The sequence below is a fragment of the uncultured Streptococcus sp. genome, assembly GCF_963518475.1.
Taxonomy (GTDB): Bacteria; Bacillota; Bacilli; order Lactobacillales; family Streptococcaceae; genus Streptococcus.
This window is the reverse complement of the sequence record NZ_CAUQJA010000004.1, coordinates 44,254-65,869: the sequence shown is the minus strand read 5'-3', so window position 1 is coordinate 65,869 and position 21,616 is coordinate 44,254. Positions and strand designations below refer to the sequence as shown.

General features: G+C 39.3%; 21 protein-coding genes. 1 reads left to right on the top strand and 20 read right to left on the bottom strand.

Translation table 11 applies throughout. The features are described 5' to 3' along the window. Positions 1-94: 94 nt before the first annotated feature. The 13 genes from RYK12_RS02550 to RYK12_RS02490 form a co-directional block, all read right to left on the bottom strand. Positions 95-643: a GNAT family N-acetyltransferase gene (locus tag RYK12_RS02550; protein ID WP_314846742.1), complete on the bottom strand. Its 549-nt coding sequence runs from the start codon at positions 641-643 to the stop codon at positions 95-97. 396 nt (positions 644-1,039) lie between these two features. Then, positions 1,040-1,864 (bottom strand): ammonia-dependent NAD(+) synthetase, encoded by an 825-nt coding sequence (nadE, locus tag RYK12_RS02545; RefSeq protein WP_314846740.1) that lies wholly within the window; start codon positions 1,862-1,864, stop codon positions 1,040-1,042. Continuing rightward, entirely contained in the window at positions 1,861-3,321 is a 1,461-nt protein-coding gene (locus tag RYK12_RS02540; RefSeq protein WP_314846739.1) for a nicotinate phosphoribosyltransferase, read from the bottom strand. The genes nadE and RYK12_RS02540 overlap by 4 nt, the downstream gene beginning before the upstream one ends. Positions 3,322-3,436: 115 nt before the next feature. Continuing rightward, positions 3,437-3,925 carry a DUF6773 family protein gene (locus RYK12_RS02535; RefSeq protein ID WP_314846738.1) on the bottom strand — a complete coding sequence of 163 codons (489 nt, stop codon included), beginning with the start codon at positions 3,923-3,925 and terminating at the stop codon, positions 3,437-3,439. Then, entirely contained in the window at positions 3,915-4,124 is a 210-nt protein-coding gene (locus RYK12_RS02530) for a helix-turn-helix transcriptional regulator (protein ID WP_001107500.1), read from the bottom strand. The genes RYK12_RS02535 and RYK12_RS02530 overlap by 11 nt, the downstream gene beginning before the upstream one ends. Positions 4,125-4,503: 379 nt before the next feature. Further along, positions 4,504-5,232 carry a hypothetical protein gene (locus RYK12_RS02525; protein WP_314846737.1) on the bottom strand — a complete coding sequence of 243 codons (729 nt, stop codon included), beginning with the start codon at positions 5,230-5,232 and terminating at the stop codon, positions 4,504-4,506. A 15-nt stretch (positions 5,233-5,247) separates the two neighbouring features. Beyond that, positions 5,248-6,093, bottom strand: coding sequence for an ABC transporter ATP-binding protein (locus RYK12_RS02520; protein WP_399555427.1), 846 nt, complete (start codon positions 6,091-6,093; stop codon positions 5,248-5,250). A 402-nt stretch (positions 6,094-6,495) separates the two neighbouring features. Continuing rightward, positions 6,496-6,906 carry a GNAT family N-acetyltransferase gene (locus RYK12_RS02515; RefSeq protein WP_314846735.1) on the bottom strand — a complete coding sequence of 137 codons (411 nt, stop codon included), beginning with the start codon at positions 6,904-6,906 and terminating at the stop codon, positions 6,496-6,498. 179 nt (positions 6,907-7,085) lie between these two features. Then, positions 7,086-8,336 (bottom strand): hypothetical protein, encoded by a 1,251-nt coding sequence (locus tag RYK12_RS02510; protein ID WP_314846733.1) that lies wholly within the window; start codon positions 8,334-8,336, stop codon positions 7,086-7,088. 31 nt (positions 8,337-8,367) lie between these two features. Next, complete coding sequence (locus RYK12_RS02505) at positions 8,368-9,378, bottom strand: cell wall-binding protein (protein WP_314846731.1); 1,011 nt, start codon at positions 9,376-9,378, stop codon at positions 8,368-8,370. Between the two features lie 17 nt (positions 9,379-9,395). Beyond that, the gene (locus tag RYK12_RS02500; protein ID WP_314846730.1) at positions 9,396-10,487 is read right to left on the bottom strand and encodes a DUF6287 domain-containing protein; all 1,092 of its coding nucleotides are present in this window, start codon (positions 10,485-10,487) and stop codon (positions 9,396-9,398) included. A gap of 11 nt (positions 10,488-10,498) precedes the next feature. After that, entirely contained in the window at positions 10,499-10,855 is a 357-nt protein-coding gene (locus RYK12_RS02495) for a hypothetical protein (protein WP_261233611.1), read from the bottom strand. Then, on the bottom strand, positions 10,852-13,686 hold the full coding sequence (locus RYK12_RS02490) for an SEC10/PgrA surface exclusion domain-containing protein (protein ID WP_314846728.1): 2,835 nt from the start codon (positions 13,684-13,686) through the stop codon (positions 10,852-10,854). The genes RYK12_RS02495 and RYK12_RS02490 overlap by 4 nt, the downstream gene beginning before the upstream one ends. Before the next feature lie 191 nt (positions 13,687-13,877). Here RYK12_RS02490 and RYK12_RS02485 point away from each other — a divergent pair, with 191 nt between their 5' ends. Then, the gene (locus tag RYK12_RS02485) at positions 13,878-14,804 is read left to right on the top strand and encodes a helix-turn-helix transcriptional regulator (protein WP_314846726.1); all 927 of its coding nucleotides are present in this window, start codon (positions 13,878-13,880) and stop codon (positions 14,802-14,804) included. Between the two features lie 125 nt (positions 14,805-14,929). Here RYK12_RS02485 and RYK12_RS02480 read toward each other — a convergent pair whose 3' ends face one another. The 7 genes from RYK12_RS02480 to RYK12_RS02450 all read right to left on the bottom strand — a co-directional run bounded on the left by RYK12_RS02480 (position 14,930) and on the right by RYK12_RS02450 (position 21,615). Further along, positions 14,930-16,294 (bottom strand): amino acid permease, encoded by a 1,365-nt coding sequence (locus RYK12_RS02480; RefSeq protein ID WP_314846724.1) that lies wholly within the window; start codon positions 16,292-16,294, stop codon positions 14,930-14,932. A 73-nt stretch (positions 16,295-16,367) separates the two neighbouring features. After that, on the bottom strand, positions 16,368-16,850 hold the full coding sequence (gene greA / locus RYK12_RS02475) for a transcription elongation factor GreA (protein ID WP_000818768.1): 483 nt from the start codon (positions 16,848-16,850) through the stop codon (positions 16,368-16,370). 60 nt (positions 16,851-16,910) lie between these two features. Then, positions 16,911-18,605: an endolytic transglycosylase MltG gene (gene mltG, locus RYK12_RS02470; RefSeq protein ID WP_314846722.1), complete on the bottom strand. Its 1,695-nt coding sequence runs from the start codon at positions 18,603-18,605 to the stop codon at positions 16,911-16,913. A gap of 79 nt (positions 18,606-18,684) precedes the next feature. Continuing rightward, on the bottom strand, positions 18,685-19,179 hold the full coding sequence (locus RYK12_RS02465) for a GNAT family N-acetyltransferase (protein ID WP_314846720.1): 495 nt from the start codon (positions 19,177-19,179) through the stop codon (positions 18,685-18,687). 8 nt (positions 19,180-19,187) lie between these two features. Then, positions 19,188-19,643, bottom strand: coding sequence for a GNAT family N-acetyltransferase (locus tag RYK12_RS02460; protein WP_314846718.1), 456 nt, complete (start codon positions 19,641-19,643; stop codon positions 19,188-19,190). A gap of 9 nt (positions 19,644-19,652) precedes the next feature. Next, positions 19,653-20,987 (bottom strand): UDP-N-acetylmuramate--L-alanine ligase, encoded by a 1,335-nt coding sequence (gene murC / locus RYK12_RS02455; RefSeq protein WP_261120592.1) that lies wholly within the window; start codon positions 20,985-20,987, stop codon positions 19,653-19,655. Positions 20,988-20,997: 10 nt separating this feature from the next. Next, complete coding sequence (locus RYK12_RS02450; protein ID WP_078238113.1) at positions 20,998-21,615, bottom strand: cystathionine gamma-synthase; 618 nt, start codon at positions 21,613-21,615, stop codon at positions 20,998-21,000. Position 21,616 lies beyond the last annotated feature (1 nt).

Here is a 21,616-nt window from a genome sequence, read left to right as displayed (position 1 = left end):
AGGAAAAAATAGGAATTTAATCAGGTTATGTAAAAAATGTTGCAAAAAAAGCCAGACAAAGTCTGACTTTGGTGGAAACTGAAAAGAACATTCACTAGTCTTCCCTACTTATCTGATAATAAATAAGGTCCGCAAGATAGCCTTTTCTCTCTACACCATTGCTAATAGTCTTTAGATAGGACATTCCAGCCTTCTCCATGACACGACCTGAAGCTGGATTGAGACTGGCATAACGTGCCTTGACTTCTTGAAAGTCTGCTTGAGTAAAACAAAAGTCCAAGACAGCTTTCAAGGCCTCTGTCATCATACCATGACCCCAGTAAGCCTTGCCTAACACATAGCCAATTTCACAAGAAAAATCGTTCTCATCTATTGCAACGATGCTGATATCTCCTATCACCTGCTCCGGGTTTTCTTTGAGACAAATGGCCCATTTGTAATAGTTGGGATTTGTATAGGAGGCAACCCAATTACGAATCGAGTTTCGAGTCACCTCGACATCAGGATGAGGGTCCCAAGTGACATAGGTTAGATTCTCAGCGAATGAAGCCCAATTCTGAAACATAGCTTCTGCATCACTTTCCACAAATCTTCGCAAGATTAAACGATCTGTCTGTAATATTTGCGTACCGATTGCTTTCATTATGTCGCCTCACTTTCTGATGGATGATTCTCTGTCCAACCTCAATTTAAATTTACTTTGCTTTTTAATTTCAAGGTAATAAGCTAAAAAGGTTCCCCGGACCTTCCTCGCTTACTTGTTTCCATGCTCGGGGTAAAAGTACTAAACTCAGCAACAGCTAAAAAACAAGTTTTTCATCTAGTTCCTTGACGCAGTCGCTGTCTGGTTTGAAATGCGCTCTAGCAAGCTTTTTCAAACCTAGTCATCGTTGCGGGGGTGAGACGACGAAATCGAACTCTTCTAGTTACCGAATTTTCTCTCTCTTTTTTATTTCAAGGTGAGATGCTGAAAACCTCCACTGGAGGTGCCTCGTTTTCCTATTTTTAGACTCGGGGTAAAAAGGTCCCCCGGACCTTTTTACTCCCAAAAGTCATCAAATACGGTGATGGGTAAGTGGCGTTTGTGTTGGCCTTTGTGCCACCAGTTTTCGATTCTTGCTTGAGCTTCTGGGCTGATTGTTTTGCCTTCTAGGTAGTCGTCAATCTCTGCATAGGTGACTCCGAGGGCTATCTCGTCAGCCAAACCAGGTTTGTCTTCTTCTAGGTCTGCTGTTGGGATTTTTTCATAAAGGGCTGGGTCTGCACCAAGTTCCTGCAAGAGTTGTTTCCCTTGACGTTTATTGAGGCGGTAAAGAGGGAGAATATCCGCACCACCGTCACCAAACTTGGTAAAAAAGCCTGTGATATTTTCCGCGGCGTGGTCTGTTCCAATGACCGCTCCGCTATGGGCACCTGCCAGGGCATATTGAGCAATCATACGGCAACGAGCCTTGATATTGCCCTTGTTGAAGTCTGAAACAGGACTACCTGTCGCTTCAACTGCAGCTGTCATGGCATCAGCTGATTCCTTGATATTCACTACCAAGCTGACATCTGGCTGGATAAAGGCTAGGGCTTTTTGAGCATCTGCTTCATCAGCTTGCACTCCATATGGCAGGCGGACAGCGATAAATTTGTAGCTGTCATCTCCTGTCTCTGCTCGCAGTTCTTCCATGGCCAGTTGAGCCAATCGTCCTGCTAATGTTGAGTCTTGTCCCCCAGAAATCCCTAATACAAAGGTCTTTAGGAAGGGGTGTTTTTTCAAGTATCTTTTTAAGAAATCAATGGAACGACGAATTTCTTCCTGGGCATCAATCACTGGTTTGACACCCAGCTCTTGGATAATCGTTTCTTGCAAACTCATTCTTCTTCTCCTTCACCGAGGGCTTCCTTACGCATTTTGTCAATCAAGTCCATCTTGTCTTGCCATACATCACGCGCCAAATCCACTGGATAATGCTGAGGATTGAGCACGCGCTTGTACTCATCCCAAAGCTTGTCAAATTCCTTACGAGCATAATCCTGAATCTCAGTCAAGCTAGGCAGATTGTAAATCAATTTTCCGTCTTTGAAGATATCCACTAAGAGAGGAACAGCGTCAAAATTACGAACCGTCTTCTTGATGTAAGTATAGGTCGGATGGAACATCTTGATTTCTGTCATGCTGGCAACATCTACGCCATCATAAGTGATATAGTCTCCTTCTGACTTGCCTTTTTCACGACTGGTAATGCGCCACACCTGCTTCTTACCTGGTGTAGACACTTTTTCAGCATTATTAGACAGCTTAATCGTATTGCGCATGTTCCCATTTTCATCTTCGATTGCAACAATCTTGTAAACTGCACCAAGAGCTGGCTGGTCATAAGCTGTAATCAGCTTAGTTCCCACACCCCAGACATCAATCTTGGCCTTTTGCATCTTGAGGTTGAGAATGGTATTTTCGTCCAAATCATTTGAAGCATAAATCTTAGCCTCTGTAAATCCAGCATCGTCCAGTTGCTGACGGACTTTCTTAGAAATGTAGGCAATATCCCCAGAGTCAATCCGAACACCCATAAAGTTAATCTGGTCACCCAGCTCACGCGCCACCTGAATGGCAGCGGGTACCCCAATGCGAAGGGTGTCATAGGTGTCCACAAGAAAGACACAGTTTTTGTGGGTCGCAGCGTAAGCCCTGAAAGCCTCATAGTCATTGCCATAAACCTGTACCAAGGCGTGGGCATGGGTCCCCAAGACAGGAATGTCAAAGAGTTTACCAGCACGCACGTTGCTAGTTCCATTGGCACCACCAATCACCGCTGCTCGTGTTCCCCAGATAGCCGCATCCATTTCTTGCGCCCGACGTGTTCCAAACTCCATCAAAGGTTCATCTTCGATAACCGAACGAATACGAGCTGCCTTAGTAGCCACTAATGTCTGGTAGTTGACGATGTTCAAAAGGGCCGTTTCGACCAATTGACATTGGGCTAGAGGGCCTTCCACCTGTACAATCGGTTCATTAGCAAAGACCAAGTCCCCTTCTTGGGCAGAACGAACGGTCAACTCCAACTTGAAATTGCGGAGATAGTCCAAGAATGCCCCATGATAGCCTAGCGACTCCAAATAGGCAATATCACTATCTGAAAAACGCAGGTCTTCAAGATAACTCACAATCCTTTCCAAACCAGCAAAAACCGCATAGCCGTTCTTAAAAGGCTGTTGGCGGAAATACACCTCAAAGACCGCCTTCTTGTTGTGAATCCCTTGGTCAAAGTAAACCTGCATCATATTAATCTGGTACAAGTCCGTGTGCAATGTCAAACTATCATCTGGATACATACTTTTCCTACTTCCTTAGCTAGAAACACATGAAAATTTTCAAAAACTTTCATGTATTCCAATAAATTAATACTATTATATCACATTTTAGGTGGATTGAGAAAAGAGTAACAAGCTATTCTCCACTCTCCAGTTCATCCATGTCTTGCTCAAATTTTTTCTGAGCCCATTTACCATAGCTCTTCAGACCAAGATTGCCGATAAAGACCCAGGGAAGGTAAATAACATAAGTAATGACCCAAGCAGATAGGTATTTAACGTTCAAAGGATTGTGCTGATAAATTTCTATGTTGAATTGATAATTCTGTAACATCAAAAGAGCCGTAATAGCCAAGGTTAGGAAAAAACAACCCAAAATCGTAAAATGAAAACGACTATAGTAGGTCACTCCCAGATAACGGGCACGATTGAAAAAGAAGAAAATCCCTACTATCAGAGTATAGACTAGAAAATTCGGATTAAAAAGAGATGGAGCCAATACAGCCACCAAATAGCTTAGAAGTACAAGCCCAATAAAGAGTGAAAAAGACTCTGCCCCAGCTTTATTGATTAGTTGTTCTTCTCTTTCGTCAAGTAATTGATAATGAATAAATTTATTTACCATCTTCTTCCTCCCAAAATAATTGGTCTAGGGTTTTCCCTAAACATCTGCAAATGGACTGGCAGAGCGAGAGACTGGGATTGTATTTTCCAGCCTCTATCAAACCAATAGTCTGGCGTGTCACACCAACAGCCTCTGCCAGTTGACCTTGTGTTAAATCAAGCTCTACACGAGCTAATTTTAATTTTAAATTTTTAGCCACCTGCGTCCTCCTTATAATTTTAATACTCATCTACTCTTAAAAAATCCAAAACCAACACAAGCTGTCAGCTATTTATTATAACCTCATTAATTAGCACCCCAATATTATCTTCAGCCTAAAATCAGTATGTTGGATTGTTTGAAATAAACTTTCTAGTTTGCTATTTGATTTTTTGTTTAGTATTAGCTTTAGTAGGGTCTTTTAAACGAGTTTTGATTGCTTGTATTTCTTGTTTAATTGATTTCATATCACTATTATATAATGCTTTTGGAAATGAGTCTAGCATAAGACAAAAACGTGTACACAGCAAGAGCAGGAGCATAGCAAGATGACTGGTTTTTTGCTGAATTTGCAGTCTACAAAATAATACTAAATAAAACTAAAATGAATACTTCTTGCTTTTCTTGAGAGTGAAAAAGTACAATAAAATGATTGTAGTGATTACCACAAGATACTGACTAATAGACATCGTATTTGAAGCCACAAATACAGGTAAAGAATAAAAAGGAAGAAGTTCAATTGCTTTGATAAACAAATCATTACTAGTATTCGTCATAATCGTATTTAATATATTAGGGACAAAGAGTAGTAAAGCTACTAAAATACCAAATACCAAGCCACTTTTCAATTTGTATAAATAGAAAATGTAAGATAATAGAAAATAAAATAGGACTAACAAAATTGTATTGACTACAATGGCTGCTATAAAATCTAATCCTAAATCACCTGGAACACCCAATTTACTTACGATGACTAGTAACACAATACCATTCAAAGCATAGATAATGGAAACTGAGATGGCATATAGAAAATTGGACAAGACATAAATCATCCGATTTTTCTGTTGATTATAAAATAAACTGATCATATTGTGGGAAAAATCCCTGCTAATAATTCGGTTAGCATGTATAACAGCCATTAACATACCGAGCATAGCATAAAAGTTTGAAATATGCTTAATACCAAGCGATGTCCCTTGAGTCTTTAGAATAAAGAATGTAACCAGTATCGGCGGTATAAACGAGATAATCAATCCGAGATATATTACGCCTGATGAATATAAATTTCTTATATTTTCCTTAAGAAAATTCAATTTATTTAATTTCATGATTATAACCTTCCTTTATTTTGAACGATTTAGATAAATATCTTTAAGCGTCTCTTTTTTAGTTTCAAAATCAACTACTTTAATAGAGTTTTCGTTAAAAAATTTAAAAAGCTCACTACTTTGAATATTCCCAGACATAGTAATTTTCAGTCCCTCTTCCTGAACAATATCCCCAAATTCTTGTTTGGTAATGAAAATGTCTTTATCTGTAGCTGATGAAAAAGCTATCTCAAACAAGCAATTATGGCTATCTTTTCCTACTTTTTGGAATGTCAAAAGACCGTTCTCCAAGAAAAGAACCCTTTCACAAATTTCTTCAATATCTTCTAATTTATGACTCGATATTAAAATTCCCACATTTTCATGTAAAGCTAAATTTTTTAGAACCGCTAAAACTATTTGTGATGATTCAATATCTAAACCATTAGTCGGTTCATCTAAAATCAATATATCAGGTTCCGTAACGAGGGTTAGAAGCAAAGCTAATTTTTGTTTTGTACCCAAAGAATAAGTCTTTACTTTTTTATTAATAGACTGAGTCAAATCTAACTCTTGAATCAAACTTCCAAATCTTTCTTGATTGTAGTCAACACCATATAAATTTGCCAGATATTTTAAATTCTCTAAACCTGTTTTAGATAAAAATAATTTTGGTTCTTCAATTAAATACCCAACATTATCACTGCTTATAATATTCCCTGAAGTCGGTTGATTATTCTGAACAAGAATTTTCATCAATGTACTCTTGCCAACTCCGTTTCTCCCTACTAGACCAACAATTTCACCCTTATTAAGTGCAAAATTTATATCTTTGAGAATGATTGAATGACCATAATGCTTACTTACATTTATAACTTCCATTTTTTATTCCTCCATTAATATTCTTGGTTTTCTCTTTGATTCTCATTAATTTTAAAAAGTTGCGCCTCTTTTTAACAACATTATATCATATATCTAACTTAATGCAATATATAAATGTCATTTTGTAAAATTTTATTAACAAAAAAACTCTCTACCACAAAAAGATAGAGAGTTTTGACTTTAAATATAGGATTTCAAAATTTAGATAACATCACTTCTTTTCTTAACCTGATAGACCTTGATTCCCAACTTCTCAGCTACGATTGCATTGTCTTCAATATCGTCTAGAAAGACACAATTTGTAGGATTTAATTGGTATTTATCGAGAATCTACTTAAACATTACCCATAGCCACCATCATATCTCCATACTTATATAAAGCCCCTTTTTGCTTTATTCACCTTACAAATCCTTTTGGTAATAAAATCTTTTTCCTGTGTAGGGATAGTCTTGTAACCTAAAGACTTCCTTGTAGCCATGTTTCTGATAAAAGTCTGGCGCTTGAAACTGGTAAGTATTGACAAAGGCAAAACGACAGTTTCGATTCTTAGCTTCACTTTCAGCCTGTTGCAATAGTTTTGAGCCAATTCCTTGCCCTCGCAGTTCCTCTTTTACAAACAAATACTCGATTTCCAACCAATTACCAAAAATCTCTGCTACTAAGCCTGCCAGAAGATTGCCCTTTTCATCTTCAACATACAGATTCAATGGCTCACTTTCAGCCTCTTCTCTTTTTGAACGGTTATAAACACGAATCAAATTCCCTATTTCTTGCGCCTTCTGGGATTCCTTATTTTCCAATCTAAAGTACATCCAAACCTCCTCGAAAACTGATACAGCTTGATTATAGTCTTATTTCAATAGACTGTCAAACCAAAGGAAAATTGAGTATCTCAGCTTGCATAGACATCAAATGAACAAACAAGCACCCCCTCTTGGAGATGCTTGTTGCTTCGTTGTGAAATCTGTTTTATCAAATCAATAAAATACTATCACTGCTTATATTCTTTTAATTTATAATTCGATAAATAAGACTTCAACCCTTCTAAATCTGTCGTAGTGTTAAACTGTAATTTGTCTAGCTTATCCATATCTACACTGCCATCTTTTTTGACTCCTGCTGCATAACCATAATCTTTAAAATGAGTTTCTTTAGACCCATCCGACTTGGTTTCAGTGACTTTATAGATGATACTTAGACCAATAACATTTTCATAAGCACTGTTACTTGATGAAAATACTCCTAAGAAAGTTCCTTGAGGTTCTAGGGTATAAGAAGATGAAGAGCTATTCTTGTTTTCAGACTTACTGTAGTCTTCAATTTTCTTAAGAATATCCTTTAATTCCTTAATCTCACTGACCTCTTTTAGGCCTGAAACTGGAACTTCAAAACTCTTTTCGGCAGGTACTTTCCCTTCCTTCTTCAATTTTTTCAAATAGTAATCACGAACTACAAGTTTAATGCTATCACCATTTTTCAAATCTTTAGGATTAGAATCGCCATCAATAGTGAAGATATCTTCTTCATCTTTTGTTTCAGGAATAGATACTCGACCATAGCCATTAAAACCTTCAAAACTTACAGGAGTCAATTTCAAAAGGTCTTCTTTTGAAACTTTTTCATATTCCTTCAGTGTTTCAACCTTAAATGTTTTCTTTTCAGCTTTAATAGGTGAATTTTGCGAAGTTGTTGTGACTGTGAAGGTCACTTCGTCCCCATTTTTTAACTCACTTTTCTTATCAAACTCATAACGAACACTGCTAATCATAGCCTTAGCTAGAGAAGCTTTTGAGGCTAATTGCGGATTGGTTGCCAAAGCTGATAAGGCTACAGGGTCATTATGGGAAAGAGCCTGAGCTTGTTCCTTGTTAAATCCAGCTTTTTTGTAGGATAGTTCCTTAATCATGGCCGCAATCACTTCTTCATTATAGGTCAAAGTCCCTGACTCTGAATAGCCTGAAAATTCAACCCTAACTTCTTTTGCTAAACTTTTAGGTTGCCCTTGATAAAAGTTATAACCTACAAAAGCGATAATAGCAAGTCCAAGAGCAATCAGCACACCAAGAGTTTCCTTACGTCGTGTCTCAATGATGTGTTTTACCTTATCCACAAATCCTAGCTGACTTGAGACAGGAGCTACAGGATTGGCATGTTCACTTTCCTGCTTAACGCTTGTCTCTTGCTCCGAAACTTCTGTATTATTTGAAGTCTCTTCGTTTACCTTATTTTCCAACTCTTCCACTTAAGATCTCCTTTGTATAACCAAAATAGAATTATTTGATCCATTTACCAGATCCATCTACACGATAACCATCTGGTGTACGTTCGCTAACAGCCATTTTACCATCTGATTTAAGGTAATAATCTCCTACCCATTTATTACGAGCGTAGCTTCCTTCTGATGTCAAATAGTAATAAGCTTTATAATCGTTGTCATAAATCCACTCGCTCTTAGCCATCTTACCGTCTGATTTAAGGTAATAACTTCCTGACCAAGCATTACGCGCATAGCTGCCTTCTGATGTCAAGTAATAGTAAGAACCGTAGTTGCCATCATAAATCCATTCACTCTTAGCCATGTAACCACCTGACTTGAGATAGTAGTTCCCTACCCAAGCATTTTCCACGTACTCACCAGCAGCGTTCAAATAGAAATAAGACTTATACTCTGAATCATAGATCCATTTGCTAAAAACTTTTTGGCCATTTTGGTAGTAAGAACGACCTACCCAACCATTCTCTCCATTTAGCTGTTCTGGAGTTTTTGGCTCAGGTGTTGATGTTGGTTTTAAGTTAACTTTTTCATACTTAACAAATTCTCCATCTTTAATTGTCAATTTAATAGCTCCAACCAAAGTGAAGTAACCTGATTCATGAGAAAGTGTCCAATCCTTAAAGGAAACCAGATAAGTTCCATCAGGGTAAGGGTTCCCATTTCGCAAAGATAAATCAAACTTTGCTCTACCAACATTTTTCTTAGCTTCCCCATTTGTAACTGGATCAATCCTTAAAGTACCGTTTGAAATTAATACTCGTCCTGTATCTGCTTCTAAAACTTCAAAAGACTTTAACAAGCTACTTGAAACAGAGACATCTGGACGATCTCCAACTACTTCCAAGTAAAAGTTTCCATCTAGTCCCTTTTGGGCAGTTACATCCGCATAGACCTTACGGTATTCTGCAGCTTCTACACTGCTTGTAGGGAGTACACTTGTTGTGATAACCCCTGCCATCACGAGGCTCAACCCCATCACTGATCCTGTCAATACGTGTTTTAGTTTCATTTTCTATTTCTCCTTTTTTATTCACTAACCTTATAATAAAATTCGTTTGGATCGGATAATGCACCTGCATATTGGGCAATCAATAAGCGATCCTTGCTACTGTCAGATGCATCTGTATAAGTTGCATCGCCTGCATTAAAGTCTGGATGCACAACTCCTTGCGGAATGAGGGTAACAGATGCACCTCCAGGTCCTGAACTTGACCCCATGCCAAATTTAGCCATATTATTTACAATCTGCGGTGCCGCTGGAGTCAAGACTGCTCCATTTGTAAAGCCATTCTCGTCAAAAGTGACTTCACCACCCTTGTTATTCTTCCAAGTGCCTTTGATACTACTGAAGTTTTTCTGGTAAATCTCAGCCAGATGAGCACCAGGTCCCTTGCCTTGCTCCTCTAGGTCAATAAAGGGACGACTAGCTGAAGCATCATCAAAAATCAACCAGTTCAAGCCTTTCAAATCAAGCTTTTTAACCCCATCTAACCCTTGTAAACTTGAAGGATCATCTGTCTCTCTTAAATCATAGTTAACTGAGCTGGCTTCCTGATAACGGCCATCTGCAAAGAGATAGGTTTTAGCAATGGCCTCTGGTCTAGAAGCGCTGAAAATCAAGTAAGAGATAGTTCCATTTTCATAAGGAATCAAGATTTGACGTGAACCGCCTCTCCCCGCAACCCCACCAGCCTTGACTAGCTGAGCTCCTTGATCTGTCAGATAATAAATCCCAAGTAGAACCTTATCTTGTTTGATCAACAATTCTTTCTTCCCATCTTTATTGATATCGTAGAAAGTATAGCTGATGTCTTTCCCTTGGTAATCAAACAAAATGGAATCGATATAAGACTCTTCTTTGTCACCTGTCGAATTCTGTGGCATTTGTTGTTTTTGCGCAGTCTTAACTCGCTCTCTATAGGAGTCTAAGATATTCTGATAGACAATCTGGTAATCAATCTTGGCTTGTTCAGCTTTTTTGGCGTCTGAAGCACTGGTTTGGACTGTAGCGTCAGCCGACTCTCCCTCACTTGTCTGGCTAGCTTGTTGCCCACAGGCTGCTAATAAAAGCACTGAGCTAGCCAATAACAAGCCACTTAAGATGCTTTTCTTGGACATAATACCTCCTTTTATTTCTTTTTAAAAGATTTACCAGCTAGTATACCAGAAGGATCTGAAGTAATAGTCAACTCTCCACCTTTAATCTCATAACCTAGTTTCAGTGAAGACAATTCAAGAGTCTTTTCTTTCTGATTAACCTTCATCTCGTCTGTCTGCTCCGTTGGCTTTCCTTCTGTCAGGATACCAATCGTTTTTCCTTTGGTATGAACTTGTCCCTTATCACCCTTGATTTTGATGGTCACAGTTGCTTCTTCCATAAATGGCATGCTACCTTGATAGACATAAGTCCCATCTGCTGATGAGCAGGCTGCGAGAAGCAATAAGCTCGTTACTAACGATAATACAAACGCAAATTTCTTTTTCAATTTTTATCCCTCTTTTTCTTTAAAATAATTCCTAATCCTGCCAAGAAGCCATATCCTAATAAAGCTAGTAGGCTGACTTGACTGCCAGTATTTGGCAGTGCTTTTTGTCCAGCTTCTTCTTGGGCTGGAGATAGAACCGCAGGCGCTTGATAGCTTGGTGCTTGTCCCACAGGTTTCACGTTCTGGTCACCATCTTGACCTGGTTTGTCGGCATTCGGTTGGTCACTTGGTCTGTCACCTTTAGGCTCTTGATTTGGTTCTTCACCTTTTGGTTGCTCTACTTTGGGTTCTTCAGTCTTTGGTTGTTCAACCTTTGGCTGCTTACCCTTAGGTTCTTCTGTCTTAGGCTGTTCGACTCTTGGCTGTTCTACTTTAGGTTCATCAACTTTAGGTTCATCAAGTGGCAATTCTGGTAATTCTGGTTGAATCGCACCTGGGCCGTTTACGCCACCTTTGAATTCTGGTTGCTCTGGAATAATAGCGTCGTCGATTGTCTTACGTAGCAACAATTTTTGATACTCACGTTCTGCTTCGTCTTTGACTTTTCTCGCTTTCTCGGCTTCGTCTTCTTTTTGCTTCACGTCTCGTTTCAAATCATCTACGTGTTTGCAGAGTTCATCCAATTCTTTTGACTTAGCTTTCAATTCTGCTTCCAGTTTGCCTTTTTCTTGGCTCAAACGAAGGGTTTCTGCCAACTTGTCTTTTGCTTTTTGTAGTACGTCTTCCGCGTCTTTCAATTCTTTGTCCGCTTTCAAACGCTCAATCTTCGCAGTTTCCAAGTCTTTGTCTTTTTGTTGACTTTCTGCTAATTTCTTAGCCAATTCTTTGTCCGCTTCGGCTTTTGCCTTGCGAGCTTTTTCTAGACGTAATGATTTGGCATTGTCGTCCAGTGTCGCACGTTCCAACTTACGTTTGGCATCTTCTGCTTTTTCTTTAGCTTTTTCAAGCTCTTTGACAGCTTCCGCACGTTTTGCTTCTTTAGTTGGTGTTTCTGACACTTCGTTTTCCAAGTCGGCAATGCGTTTCTCAATTTCTTGAAGTTCTGTTTTCACTTGTTCCAAGTTGTCTTCAGCCGTTTTCTTGTCTGCTTTAGCTTTTTCCAATTCGGCTTCAACTTCTTGTTTGTCTTTCACCGTTGGGGTTGGAAGATTGGCTTTAGAGTTTGGTCCGTAGAGTTCGTCGTATTTAGCTTTTTGCGCGGTTGAATCAGTGTCGTTGATATAATCTGCGTCTTTTACATGTAAAACATGAATACGGAGTACATGGTCAAAACCGGATTCAATCGGATAATCGTCTACTGCTTTACCACCTTTAATCAGTGATGTACTCAATCCTAGATTATCGGCGGTTAAGAGACTAAAGAAGTGGCCGTAGCCTCCCGTCAAATCACCTTCTGCGAAGAATACCATGAACTTTTCGGTCACCTGTTCCACTAACGCTCGTTTTGTCATCTTATCCCCACGTCTTACAATTGGCATAAGGTTTTCATAATATTGCTCTGTCGTTTCGACACCTGGCTTTTCAGAAGCTTTTAATCCTCGTTTTCGTGCAACTTCATTGATACCGCGTCCAAAATGACCTTCTTCTTGGTAGTCATTGTCTTTGTAAATTTTTGCAACTTCTTTGGCAAAATCTTTATTATTTGTATTGATTTTTGCCTCTGGCAAGTCTAATTGCTTACGAAGACTGTTGAGAAGAGTAATAAATCGGTTATTCAATTCATCTACAATATCTTGAGGAAGGTTATTGGGGTCATATTTGACGTCTGTTTCTTCATCTTGAAGTCCATCTGTGGTAATGTTGCGCACAAGTTCTAACCACTTGTCACGAGTACCTTCGTCAAGTTGACTCAATTCTTCCTGTAAACGACGCATTTCTTTACGATGTTGTTCCAACCAAACGTTGCGACGAGCGCTCCAAGCTTCATCAGCTTTGTTGATTTGGTCTAGGTCCATACCTGTCATATCTGGATATGGTTCTGGATATGGTTCTTTGTATTTGCGAATCAACTCTTTTGCTTTGTCTCGCCATTCTGGAGTTAGGACGACCTCTTTTGGATATTGAGCGGTTTTCAGCGTTTCTTCCGCGTCTTTAATGGCTTTTTCCGCATCTTTGACTGCGCCTTCTTTTGCTGCTTTATCTGCTTCTTTGTCGTCTTTGTTTTGACGTTCTTGAACTTTCTTATCTTCGCGCGTTTTGTCGTCTTCTTTTGCTTTTTCTAGCTCTGTTTCCGCATCACGTTTAGCTTTGTCTTTTACAAGAACATCTTTATCCGCGTCATCTTTTTCTTGTTGAGCCTTTTCTTTCGCAGCTGGGTCAAAGTCTTCTGTTGCGTCTTTCAACTCTTTGTCAGCCTTTTCGACATCTGTACGGGCTTTATCAAGTTCATCGTGAGCACGTTTGGCCTCGTCAGTCTTTTGGTCGACTTGGGTTGCCTTATCTTTGGCATCTGCTTCTTTGTCGGCTTTAGCCTTTTCTTTAGCGTCTACATCATCTGTTTCATCTTTGATTTTTTCAGGTGTAGCGTCTTTTGCCTTTTCAAGTTCGTTTTCAATGGCTTCTTTTTCAGCTTTCTTAGCGTCTTTGTCTGTTTGCACTTTTTTGAGCTCATCTTTAGCTTGACCCGCATCTTTTGCTTTTTGGTCAGCATCTTTAGCGGTATCTACAGCGCGTTTTTCAGCATCAGAAAGGTCTTTGTCTGTGACCTTATCGTTGACCGCAGTAGTTACTGTGTTTCCAGTTGGCGCTTCAGTAGCAAATACTGTTGTGGCAGTTGCAGCGGCACCCAAACCAGCAACTGTAGCAGTTGTTATAACCAGGGACTTTTTCATCCTTATCTCCTTTACTTTTGATTGACTTGATTATACAGTAAATAATCCCCTTTTTGGATATTTCTACTGAAAACAGTAGAAATTTATACCCCCCCCCGACTTTTAAAAAAAATCTACTAAAAACAGTAGTTTTTTCCAAAAATGGAGAAATTTAAGTTATAATAAAACCAATAAAGCTCAAGGAGAACATTATGGAATCAAAACACTATGGAGAAATCATTTATAAACTCCGTCAAGATCGCAATATGAGCCTTAAAGAGGCTGCTGGAGATGCCATTACTCCCAACAACCTCAGTCGTTTTGAAAAAGGTTTAGCAACTGTCAAAGTCGATACTTTTTTTGAAATTTTGAACAGATTTAATTTAGAGTCAGAAGACTATGCAGAAGTGTTAAATATTAAAGGTGAGGATGCTCAAAGAACAAGACAAATTAGAAATGCAGTCAATAAAAATGATATGACCAAAGCCAGACAACTATTAGGGGAAAAAAGCGAGTGGACAAATCTCACACAATATTACATAATAAAATTATGCACTAGCAAACGTATAACGAGATCGGGTGAATTCACTCCTGATGAAGTAGAAGCTGTTCATTACTTGATTGACTATATCTTAAGTATAGATACACTTTATATTCATGATTTTAGTATTGTTATTACTCTCCTTAGTTTTGAAGATCAATTTTTTGAAGTACAATTCCTTGAATACCTCGAAAATCTAATCGTTAAAGGATTAGATGAGGTTCAATATAAAACTCTAGATTTTGCTCGCTTATATATTCACTGTGGTATTAATTTGGTGAGGACTTACTCTCGCTATGGCTACTATAATAAAGCTGAAAAACTCATCTATAAGTTAAAACTAATACTAACTCAAGAAGCCTACGCTGTCATTGTAATGCAGCCCCTATTTTTTTTGAACATGTATGAAGTATACAATCTACTTCGACAAAACAACCCTAAGGCTATTGAACGAGCTAATATTCTTCTTCATTACATTGATGCCCAGAACGACCTTTTCCCACTATCATATATGATTACTTGGAAAAATGCATTTATCCAAGAAGTTCAACGACTAAATAAAACGGGCATTCCATTCCCTACGGAAGATGAAGAATAACTATCAACAGTAGTAAACAACAAAATGTATACAACTTTAAAGCACCAAAGTCACTTTAGACTCTGGTGCTTTTTTGGCTTGATCTCAAAGAAAAACCCACCAACCTAAGCTGATGAGTTTCAAATCTATTTTCTAAATTTCCACTGGCTGTAAATCCCGAAACCGATAATCCAGATAGCTGATCCGATTGCTCCGACAAATGTAGACTCTTGTAAAAAGAGGGTTACAAAGACAAAGGCAAAGAAGAGCATGGTTAAAGGATTTAGGAAACGATAATGGGGCATGAGGTAGCCATCCGCCATAAAGTCCTGCGACTTGCGATATTTAAGGTGAGCCACCATAATCAAGATATAAATAGCGATATAGACACCTGATGATGATGCCGTAATCAAGGCGAAGGCATCTGAAACACCTGGCAAGATATTGATAAAGGCCGCTAGGGCAATCAGAACCGCTGAGGCAATGATGGCATTTTGTGGCACGTTGTGGCGAGAAAGGGTATCTGCCTTGATTGCTTTTAGGAATGGATTTGGCGAATCATGAGCAATCTGGTATAAATGACGCCCTGTTGAATAAAGGGTTGAGTTAAGGGCAGAGGCTGCTGAGGTCAAAACGACGAAGTTAATCAAGGCCGCTGCCCACTTGATACCTGCCAATTCAAATACTGTTACAAAAGGAGAATCAGCAGAAGCAAGTTCACGCCATGGAATGATAGCCATAATGGCTAATAGGGCACCTCCATAGAAAAAAGCGATACGCAAGGGAATTTCCTTAACGGCTTTTGGCAATACCTGACGCGGATTTTTGGTTTCTGAAGTCGTTACCCCGATAAACTCAATCATGAGATAGGCAAAGAATACCATCTGGAAGGCCATGACAAAGTTCACTCCACCATTTGGGAAAAGGGAGAAATTGTCAGCAATATTAGCCAAACTTGCTACTCCATGAGGTGTCTTAAAGCCTGTCAAGACCATAAAGACCCCTGTGGCAATCATAGCTAAAATAGCTACAATCTTGACCATAGCAAACCAAAACTCAACTTCTCCAAAGAGCTTAACCGCAATCAGATTGACCAAGGCTAGAATGGTCAAAAATCCAATCTCAATCATCCAACTTGGCCAGCTAGGGAACCAAAACTGAACATAGTGAGAAATAGCTGTAATTTCCGCCATACCAATAAAGACAACAGACAACCAGTAAGACCAGACCGCAAAATGACCCCAGCCCTTACCCAAATGGCGCGTGATAAAGTTAATAAAGGTATGTTGCTCAGGATCTTGGTAGAGCATTTCCCCAACCGCTCTCATCATAAGGAACATGAAAGCTCCAGTAATCATATAAATCAGTACAATGGAAGGACCTGTTAGGCTAATAGAGCGACCTGCTCCCAAAAAGAGTCCTGTCCCGATTGTTCCAGCAATGGCCATAACCTGTACGTGACGATTGGTCAGACCACGCTCCATCTTATTTTGCTTCTTTTTTGAACTCATATAGTCTCCAATTCTGTTTAAACCTAAAAAGGAGTAAAGAAGGGTATTTCCATCTTTCTACTCCTTTTTATCCTTAGGCTGTTTTTTCAACCTTCAAGATTTTTACATCATAGCTACCAACAGGTGTTTCAATGGTTGCTGTATCACCTGTTTTCTTACCAATCAAGGCTTGTCCGATTGGGCTTTCATTTGAAACCTTACCTGCAAAGGCATCTGCACCAGCTGAACCTACAATGATATAAACTTCTTCTTCGTCCTCACCAATTTCTTGGATAGTCACTGTTTTACCAATTGCGACTTCATCTTGGGCAACAGAGTCGCTATTGACGATTTCAGCATAACGAATTTTTGTTTCCAAGCTAGAGATTTGACCTTCGACAAAGGCTTGTTCATCCTTAGCTGCTTCATACTCACTGTTTTCTGAAAGGTCGCCGTATGAACGAGCAATCTTAATACGTTCTACCACTTCTGGACGACGGACCAATTTCAATTCTTCTAATTCTTTTTCTAGTTTTTCTTTTTCCTCAAGTGTCATAGGATATGTTTTTTCTGCCATTTTTCTCAACTTTCTTTCGATAGTATTGAATCTCTATCTGAGATTCTCATTTTTGTAGTCTTAGTTTGAACTACTATTTTGAGTAAGTTTGCTATTGACGTGCTCAGCAACATTACGATCATGTTCTTCCTGTGTCACTGCGTAATAGACTTTACCATCTGTAACATTGGCTACAAAGTAGAGGTTCTCACTCTTTGTTTGGTTAATACTTGCCTCAATCGCGTCCTGACTTGGACTATCCACTGGACCAGGCATCAAACCAGGTTTTGTATAAACATTGTATGGTGAATTAATCGATGTATCAATTCCAGCATCATCTGCTAGGCTAATATTTTGGCCAAGTTTGCCTTGAGCATACAAGATTGCAATATTGCTTTGAAGTGGCATACCAAGATTCAAACGGTTGTAGAAGACACCTGCAATCAACTTACGGTCTTCAGTCTTAGCACCTTCTTTTTCAACAAGTGAAGCAATTGTTAGCAATTCATTGACTGTCAAGTTTTTAGACTTGATTGCACTATAGTGCGGAGTCAAGGTCTTATCCATAGCTGCCAGCATCTCATCAATCAAACTTTCAATAGTCGTGCTTTCCTTGATAGAGTAGGTCGCTGGGAAAAGATAACCTTCCAAACGGTAACGAGCTCCACTTTCTTTCGTTGGCAAGCTTTCGAGTAGGTTTGGATATTTAGCAACTTCTTGACTGATAAAGTTGTCATCTTGCACTTTAGCCAAGAAAGCTTCCGCTGTCAAAGGTTCTTTAAATTCACCTTGTAATTGGCCTACAGCTTGGGCAATTTGATCAATGGTATATCCTTCTGGAATGGTCAAATCTGCAAGTGAAGGTTCTTGAGGTTCAGGAGTACCACCTTTTTGGAGTTCCTTAATGATATCCTCTGTACTCATGCTCTTTTGCAAATTGTAATATCCAGCCTTCAAATCTGAATAATTCTTATATTTAGCATAAAAAGCAAAAATCACTCCGTGTTTGATCACACCAGAATGTTCAAGTGCTGATCCAATCTCTTGGACATTGGATCCTTCTGGGATTTGAACCGTTACATATTCCTTAGAATTTGCATCAACTGGTAATAAAGATGATTGAACATACTGGTAACCAAAGTAACCACCTGCTGAAATCAAGGCAAGGAAAATCAGTAGAGAAATGAAGAAAGCCTTCAAATGTGATTTTTTCTTCTTGACAGGTTTAACAGTCTCACGACGACTACGACTCGGAGTTTCAGAAATGACTTCAACAGCTTCCGTTTCCATAACTGGTTCTTGTTTTGTTACTTCTTTCTGAGGCTCTTTTTTAGCTTCTGTCTTATAAGAAACAGCTACTCTTGTTGGAGTTGTGTTCACATCTCTTTCGACCTTTTGTGGACGATTGACATCTGGTCCTGGAACCGGTCTTGATGGACTGGCTTCAGCTGGTGAAGCTGGAACATCTTGACTAGGGTGACTAGGAACGATTGGAGCTTCCTCTCTTAGTTCCTCCGCCGGTGATGCAGGCACATCTTCACTAGGATGCTGTGGAACACGTGGTGCATTCTCCATAATTTTTTCAACAGCTGATAGAGATGCATTCATCACTTCTTCATCAGCAATTTTTGTGTCAGGGACAGACAAAGCTGATTTTTTTTCATCAAGTTCAGCGGCCTCTTGACGAATCCCTTCATAACGTTTTACTTTTTCTAAATCACGTAAAATCTGCTCTTTAAAGCTTAATTTTTCGTCTTCTCTTGGCTTTTCACTCAAAAGTTTATCCTCCTCGTTGACAATCCATAATATTATATCTTAAAAACGAAAGAAAAGCAACCTAGCATGCTTTTCTGGCTTATTTTTTAGCTTCCCAGACCATATCATACCAGGTTTCCCCTGCAAAGGTTGACTGGGACTGGCCTTCATTGACAAATCCATGCTTTTCATAGTAAGTGATGAGATAGTCATGACAGGTTAGGTTAATGCCTTCTCTTTCGTGTTCAAGAGCCAACTCTTTCAAGGCTATTAGTAATTTCTGACCAAGTCCACGGCCCTGTGCTTCCTTGGCAATAGAAAGACAGGTCACAGAGATATAACCACCAGACTCATGACTATGGTCTTCTATCTCCTCTGTAAAGGACTGGTCTTTCAGATGACGCTGGGGGCCAACTGGTCCTTCTATATACCCCATGATTCTGCCTTCTTTTTCTGCAACCAGAAAGGAGGTCTGAATTTCTCGCAAATGTGCTTCAAAAACAGAGCGAGGAATGGCTTCTTCAATCGAGAAATTTTCTAGTTCAATCTCAACGATACGATCCAAATCTTCTAATCTTGCTTGCCTAATTTCCATTTCGCCTCCTAAAAAAAGAGATTAAACCAAATCATACTAAAACCTTGACTAGCTGCATAAAGCGAATCTGTCTCTTCTTCATCAATAAAACCGTTCATTTCAAAATAGGAAAGCAACTCATCCGAACTCTTCAAACGAATAGCTTTGTAATCCAGCTCAACTGCCACATCTTTCAAAGCTGCAAGAAGAAGCGTTCCCAATCCCTGTCTCTGATGGTCAGTATCAATGACTAAAGAATGTATTTCTAGACATTTCGGATTGTGTGGGTAAGGACCACCTAGAACATAGCCTAGAAGCTGATTTTCATCCCTAGCTAGAAGAAAGGTATCCGCATACTTACGGATACTTTCTTCTAAAATATGGGAAGGTTGCTGCTTTTCAGCTGGAAAAGATGAAGCCTGAAGTTCCTCTATCTCAGCCAAATCAGACTTACTTGCCTGAATGATCTTAATTGGAATTTCCATGGGAAAATCCTATTGAACATTGCTTGTCAAGTTAGACAAGAGTCGCTCAAATGAGTATTCATAGGTTTGGATATCTCCTGCTCCCATAAAGACGTAAACAGCATTGTCATGGTCTAGGAGTGGAGAAACATTTTCAACAGTGATCACTTGGTGTTTCTTAGTGATTTTATTGGCTAGGTCTTCTACCTTAACATCACCATGGTCTACTTCACGAGCAGATCCATAAATTTGCGCTAGGTAAACAGCATCCGCTTGGTTCAAAGCGTGGGCAAATTCGTCCAACAAGGCAATAGTTCTTGTAAAAGTATGCGGTTGGAAGATTGCTACGATCTCTTTGCTTGGATATTTTTGACGAGCCGCATCCAAGGTTGCAATGATTTCTGTTGGATGGTGGGCAAAGTCATCGATAATCACCGTATCATTGACAATTTTCTCAGTGAAACGACGCTTAACACCGGCAAATGTTTTCAAGTGTTCACGCACCAAGTTCAAATCAAATCCTGCTGTGTAAAGAAGACCAATAACAGCTGTCGCATTCATAATATTATGACGACCAAAGGTTGGAATGTGGAATTGCCCTAATTCTTGACCACGGAAATGAACTGTGAAGGTTGAACCAGTTGTTGAACGAAGAAGATCACTAGCTACAAAGTCATTACCTTCTGCTTCAAAACCATAATAATAAATTGGTGCGTCAGACGTAATCTTACGCAATTCAGCATCTTCACCGTATATAAACAAACCTTTGGTAATTTGTTTAGCATAGTCGTTAAAGGCATTGAAAACATCCTCTAGACTTGTGAAATAGTCTGGATGGTCAAAGTCAATGTTGGTGATAATAGAGTATTCTGGGTGGTAAGGCATGAAGTGGCGCTCATATTCGTCAGATTCGAAGACAAAATATTTGGCATTGGCTGAACCACGACCGGTCCCATCTCCAATCAAGAAGCTAGTATCTGTGATATGAGACAAGACATGAGACAACATACCTGTAGTTGAAGTTTTTCCATGTGCTCCAGCTACTCCCATGCTAACAAAGTCGCGCATAAAGCTACCTAGGAACTCATGGTAGCGTTTGTAGCTAATGCCATTTTGGTCTGCATAGGCAATTTCGACATTGTTATCTGGACGAAAGGCATTTCCAGCGATAATTTCCATATCACCGTCTAGATTCTTTTCATCAAAAGGAAGAATAGTAATCCCTGCCTGCTCAAGACCACGTTGAGTAAAGTAGTACTTTTCAACATCTGATCCCTGTACCTTATGCCCCATTTGATGCAACATCAAGGCCAAGGCACTCATACCTGATCCCTTAATTCCGATAAAATGATATGTCTTTGACATGTTTTCTCCCCTATTCCGTAATTCTTGTCAGGTTCAATTCTTGGGCAACCTGACGTTCTTGTTCTTTTTGTTGATTCTTTTTATTGTAGATTTGGCTCTTCTTCAGAAAATCATAGTTGTTTTTCTTTGGGCCTGAAGTTTCTTTTGGCTCAGCTTGAGTCGAAATATTATTCACTTCTTCCGCCAAGATGTAATGAGACTGAGTCAATTTTTGACTGTATTTAACAAATTCGCCAGGATTTTCCTTTTGGAAAGGCGCGGTAGGTTGATTGCCCTGTCTATCCAAACGTTGCTGAGAAGGGCGCCTTGTAGGAGTAATATCCTTAGTCAGATAACTTGCTGAGCGTTTCTTTTTCAAGTCCGCACGCGCTTCTTCACGTGCAACCTCCGCATAGCTCTTTCCTTCTTTTTTAACTCCTAAGCCAGCCTTCTTAGGTTTCTCTACTGGCTTTTCAATCGGTTTTGCTGGTTTTTCTTCAGTAATAGGGGCCCACTCCAGATAATTCTTATCACGGTATTCTCCCTTGATATTACTGATAAAGTCAGATTCATCATAGAGGTCCATAACCGGCATCTCAGTCAGCATGACCTCATCATCTGACACCAATGGAAATCGTTCTTCTCTCATT

What these genes read in the sequence shown, in the direction of transcription:
- RYK12_RS02535 (WP_314846738.1), bottom strand. Translation starts at nt 3,925, where the DNA reads ATGGTAAATAAATTTATTCATTATCAATTACTTGACGAAAGAGAAGAA.
- RYK12_RS02505 (WP_314846731.1), bottom strand. Translation starts at nt 9,378, where the DNA reads ATGAAACTAAAACACGTATTGACAGGATCAGTGATGGGGTTGAGCCTC.
- murC (WP_261120592.1), bottom strand. Translation starts at nt 20,987, where the DNA reads ATGTCAAAGACATATCATTTTATCGGAATTAAGGGATCAGGTATGAGT.
- RYK12_RS02480 (WP_314846724.1), bottom strand. Translation starts at nt 16,294, where the DNA reads ATGAGTTCAAAAAAGAAGCAAAATAAGATGGAGCGTGGTCTGACCAAT.
- RYK12_RS02540 (WP_314846739.1), bottom strand. Translation starts at nt 3,321, where the DNA reads ATGTATCCAGATGATAGTTTGACATTGCACACGGACTTGTACCAGATT.
- RYK12_RS02490 (WP_314846728.1), bottom strand. Translation starts at nt 13,686, where the DNA reads ATGAAAAAGTCCCTGGTTATAACAACTGCTACAGTTGCTGGTTTGGGT.
- RYK12_RS02450 (WP_078238113.1), bottom strand. Translation starts at nt 21,615, where the DNA reads ATGAGAGAAGAACGATTTCCATTGGTGTCAGATGATGAGGTCATGCTG.
- RYK12_RS02485 (WP_314846726.1), top strand. Translation starts at nt 13,878, where the DNA reads ATGGAATCAAAACACTATGGAGAAATCATTTATAAACTCCGTCAAGAT.
- greA (WP_000818768.1), bottom strand. Translation starts at nt 16,850, where the DNA reads ATGGCAGAAAAAACATATCCTATGACACTTGAGGAAAAAGAAAAACTA.
- RYK12_RS02465 (WP_314846720.1), bottom strand. Translation starts at nt 19,179, where the DNA reads ATGGAAATTAGGCAAGCAAGATTAGAAGATTTGGATCGTATCGTTGAG.
- RYK12_RS02500 (WP_314846730.1), bottom strand. Translation starts at nt 10,487, where the DNA reads ATGTCCAAGAAAAGCATCTTAAGTGGCTTGTTATTGGCTAGCTCAGTG.
- nadE (WP_314846740.1), bottom strand. Translation starts at nt 1,864, where the DNA reads ATGAGTTTGCAAGAAACGATTATCCAAGAGCTGGGTGTCAAACCAGTG.
- RYK12_RS02460 (WP_314846718.1), bottom strand. Translation starts at nt 19,643, where the DNA reads ATGGAAATTCCAATTAAGATCATTCAGGCAAGTAAGTCTGATTTGGCT.
- RYK12_RS02520 (WP_399555427.1), bottom strand. Translation starts at nt 6,093, where the DNA reads ATGGAAGTTATAAATGTAAGTAAGCATTATGGTCATTCAATCATTCTC.
- RYK12_RS02525 (WP_314846737.1), bottom strand. Translation starts at nt 5,232, where the DNA reads ATGAAATTAAATAAATTGAATTTTCTTAAGGAAAATATAAGAAATTTA.
- RYK12_RS02515 (WP_314846735.1), bottom strand. Translation starts at nt 6,906, where the DNA reads ATGTACTTTAGATTGGAAAATAAGGAATCCCAGAAGGCGCAAGAAATA.
- RYK12_RS02550 (WP_314846742.1), bottom strand. Translation starts at nt 643, where the DNA reads ATGAAAGCAATCGGTACGCAAATATTACAGACAGATCGTTTAATCTTG.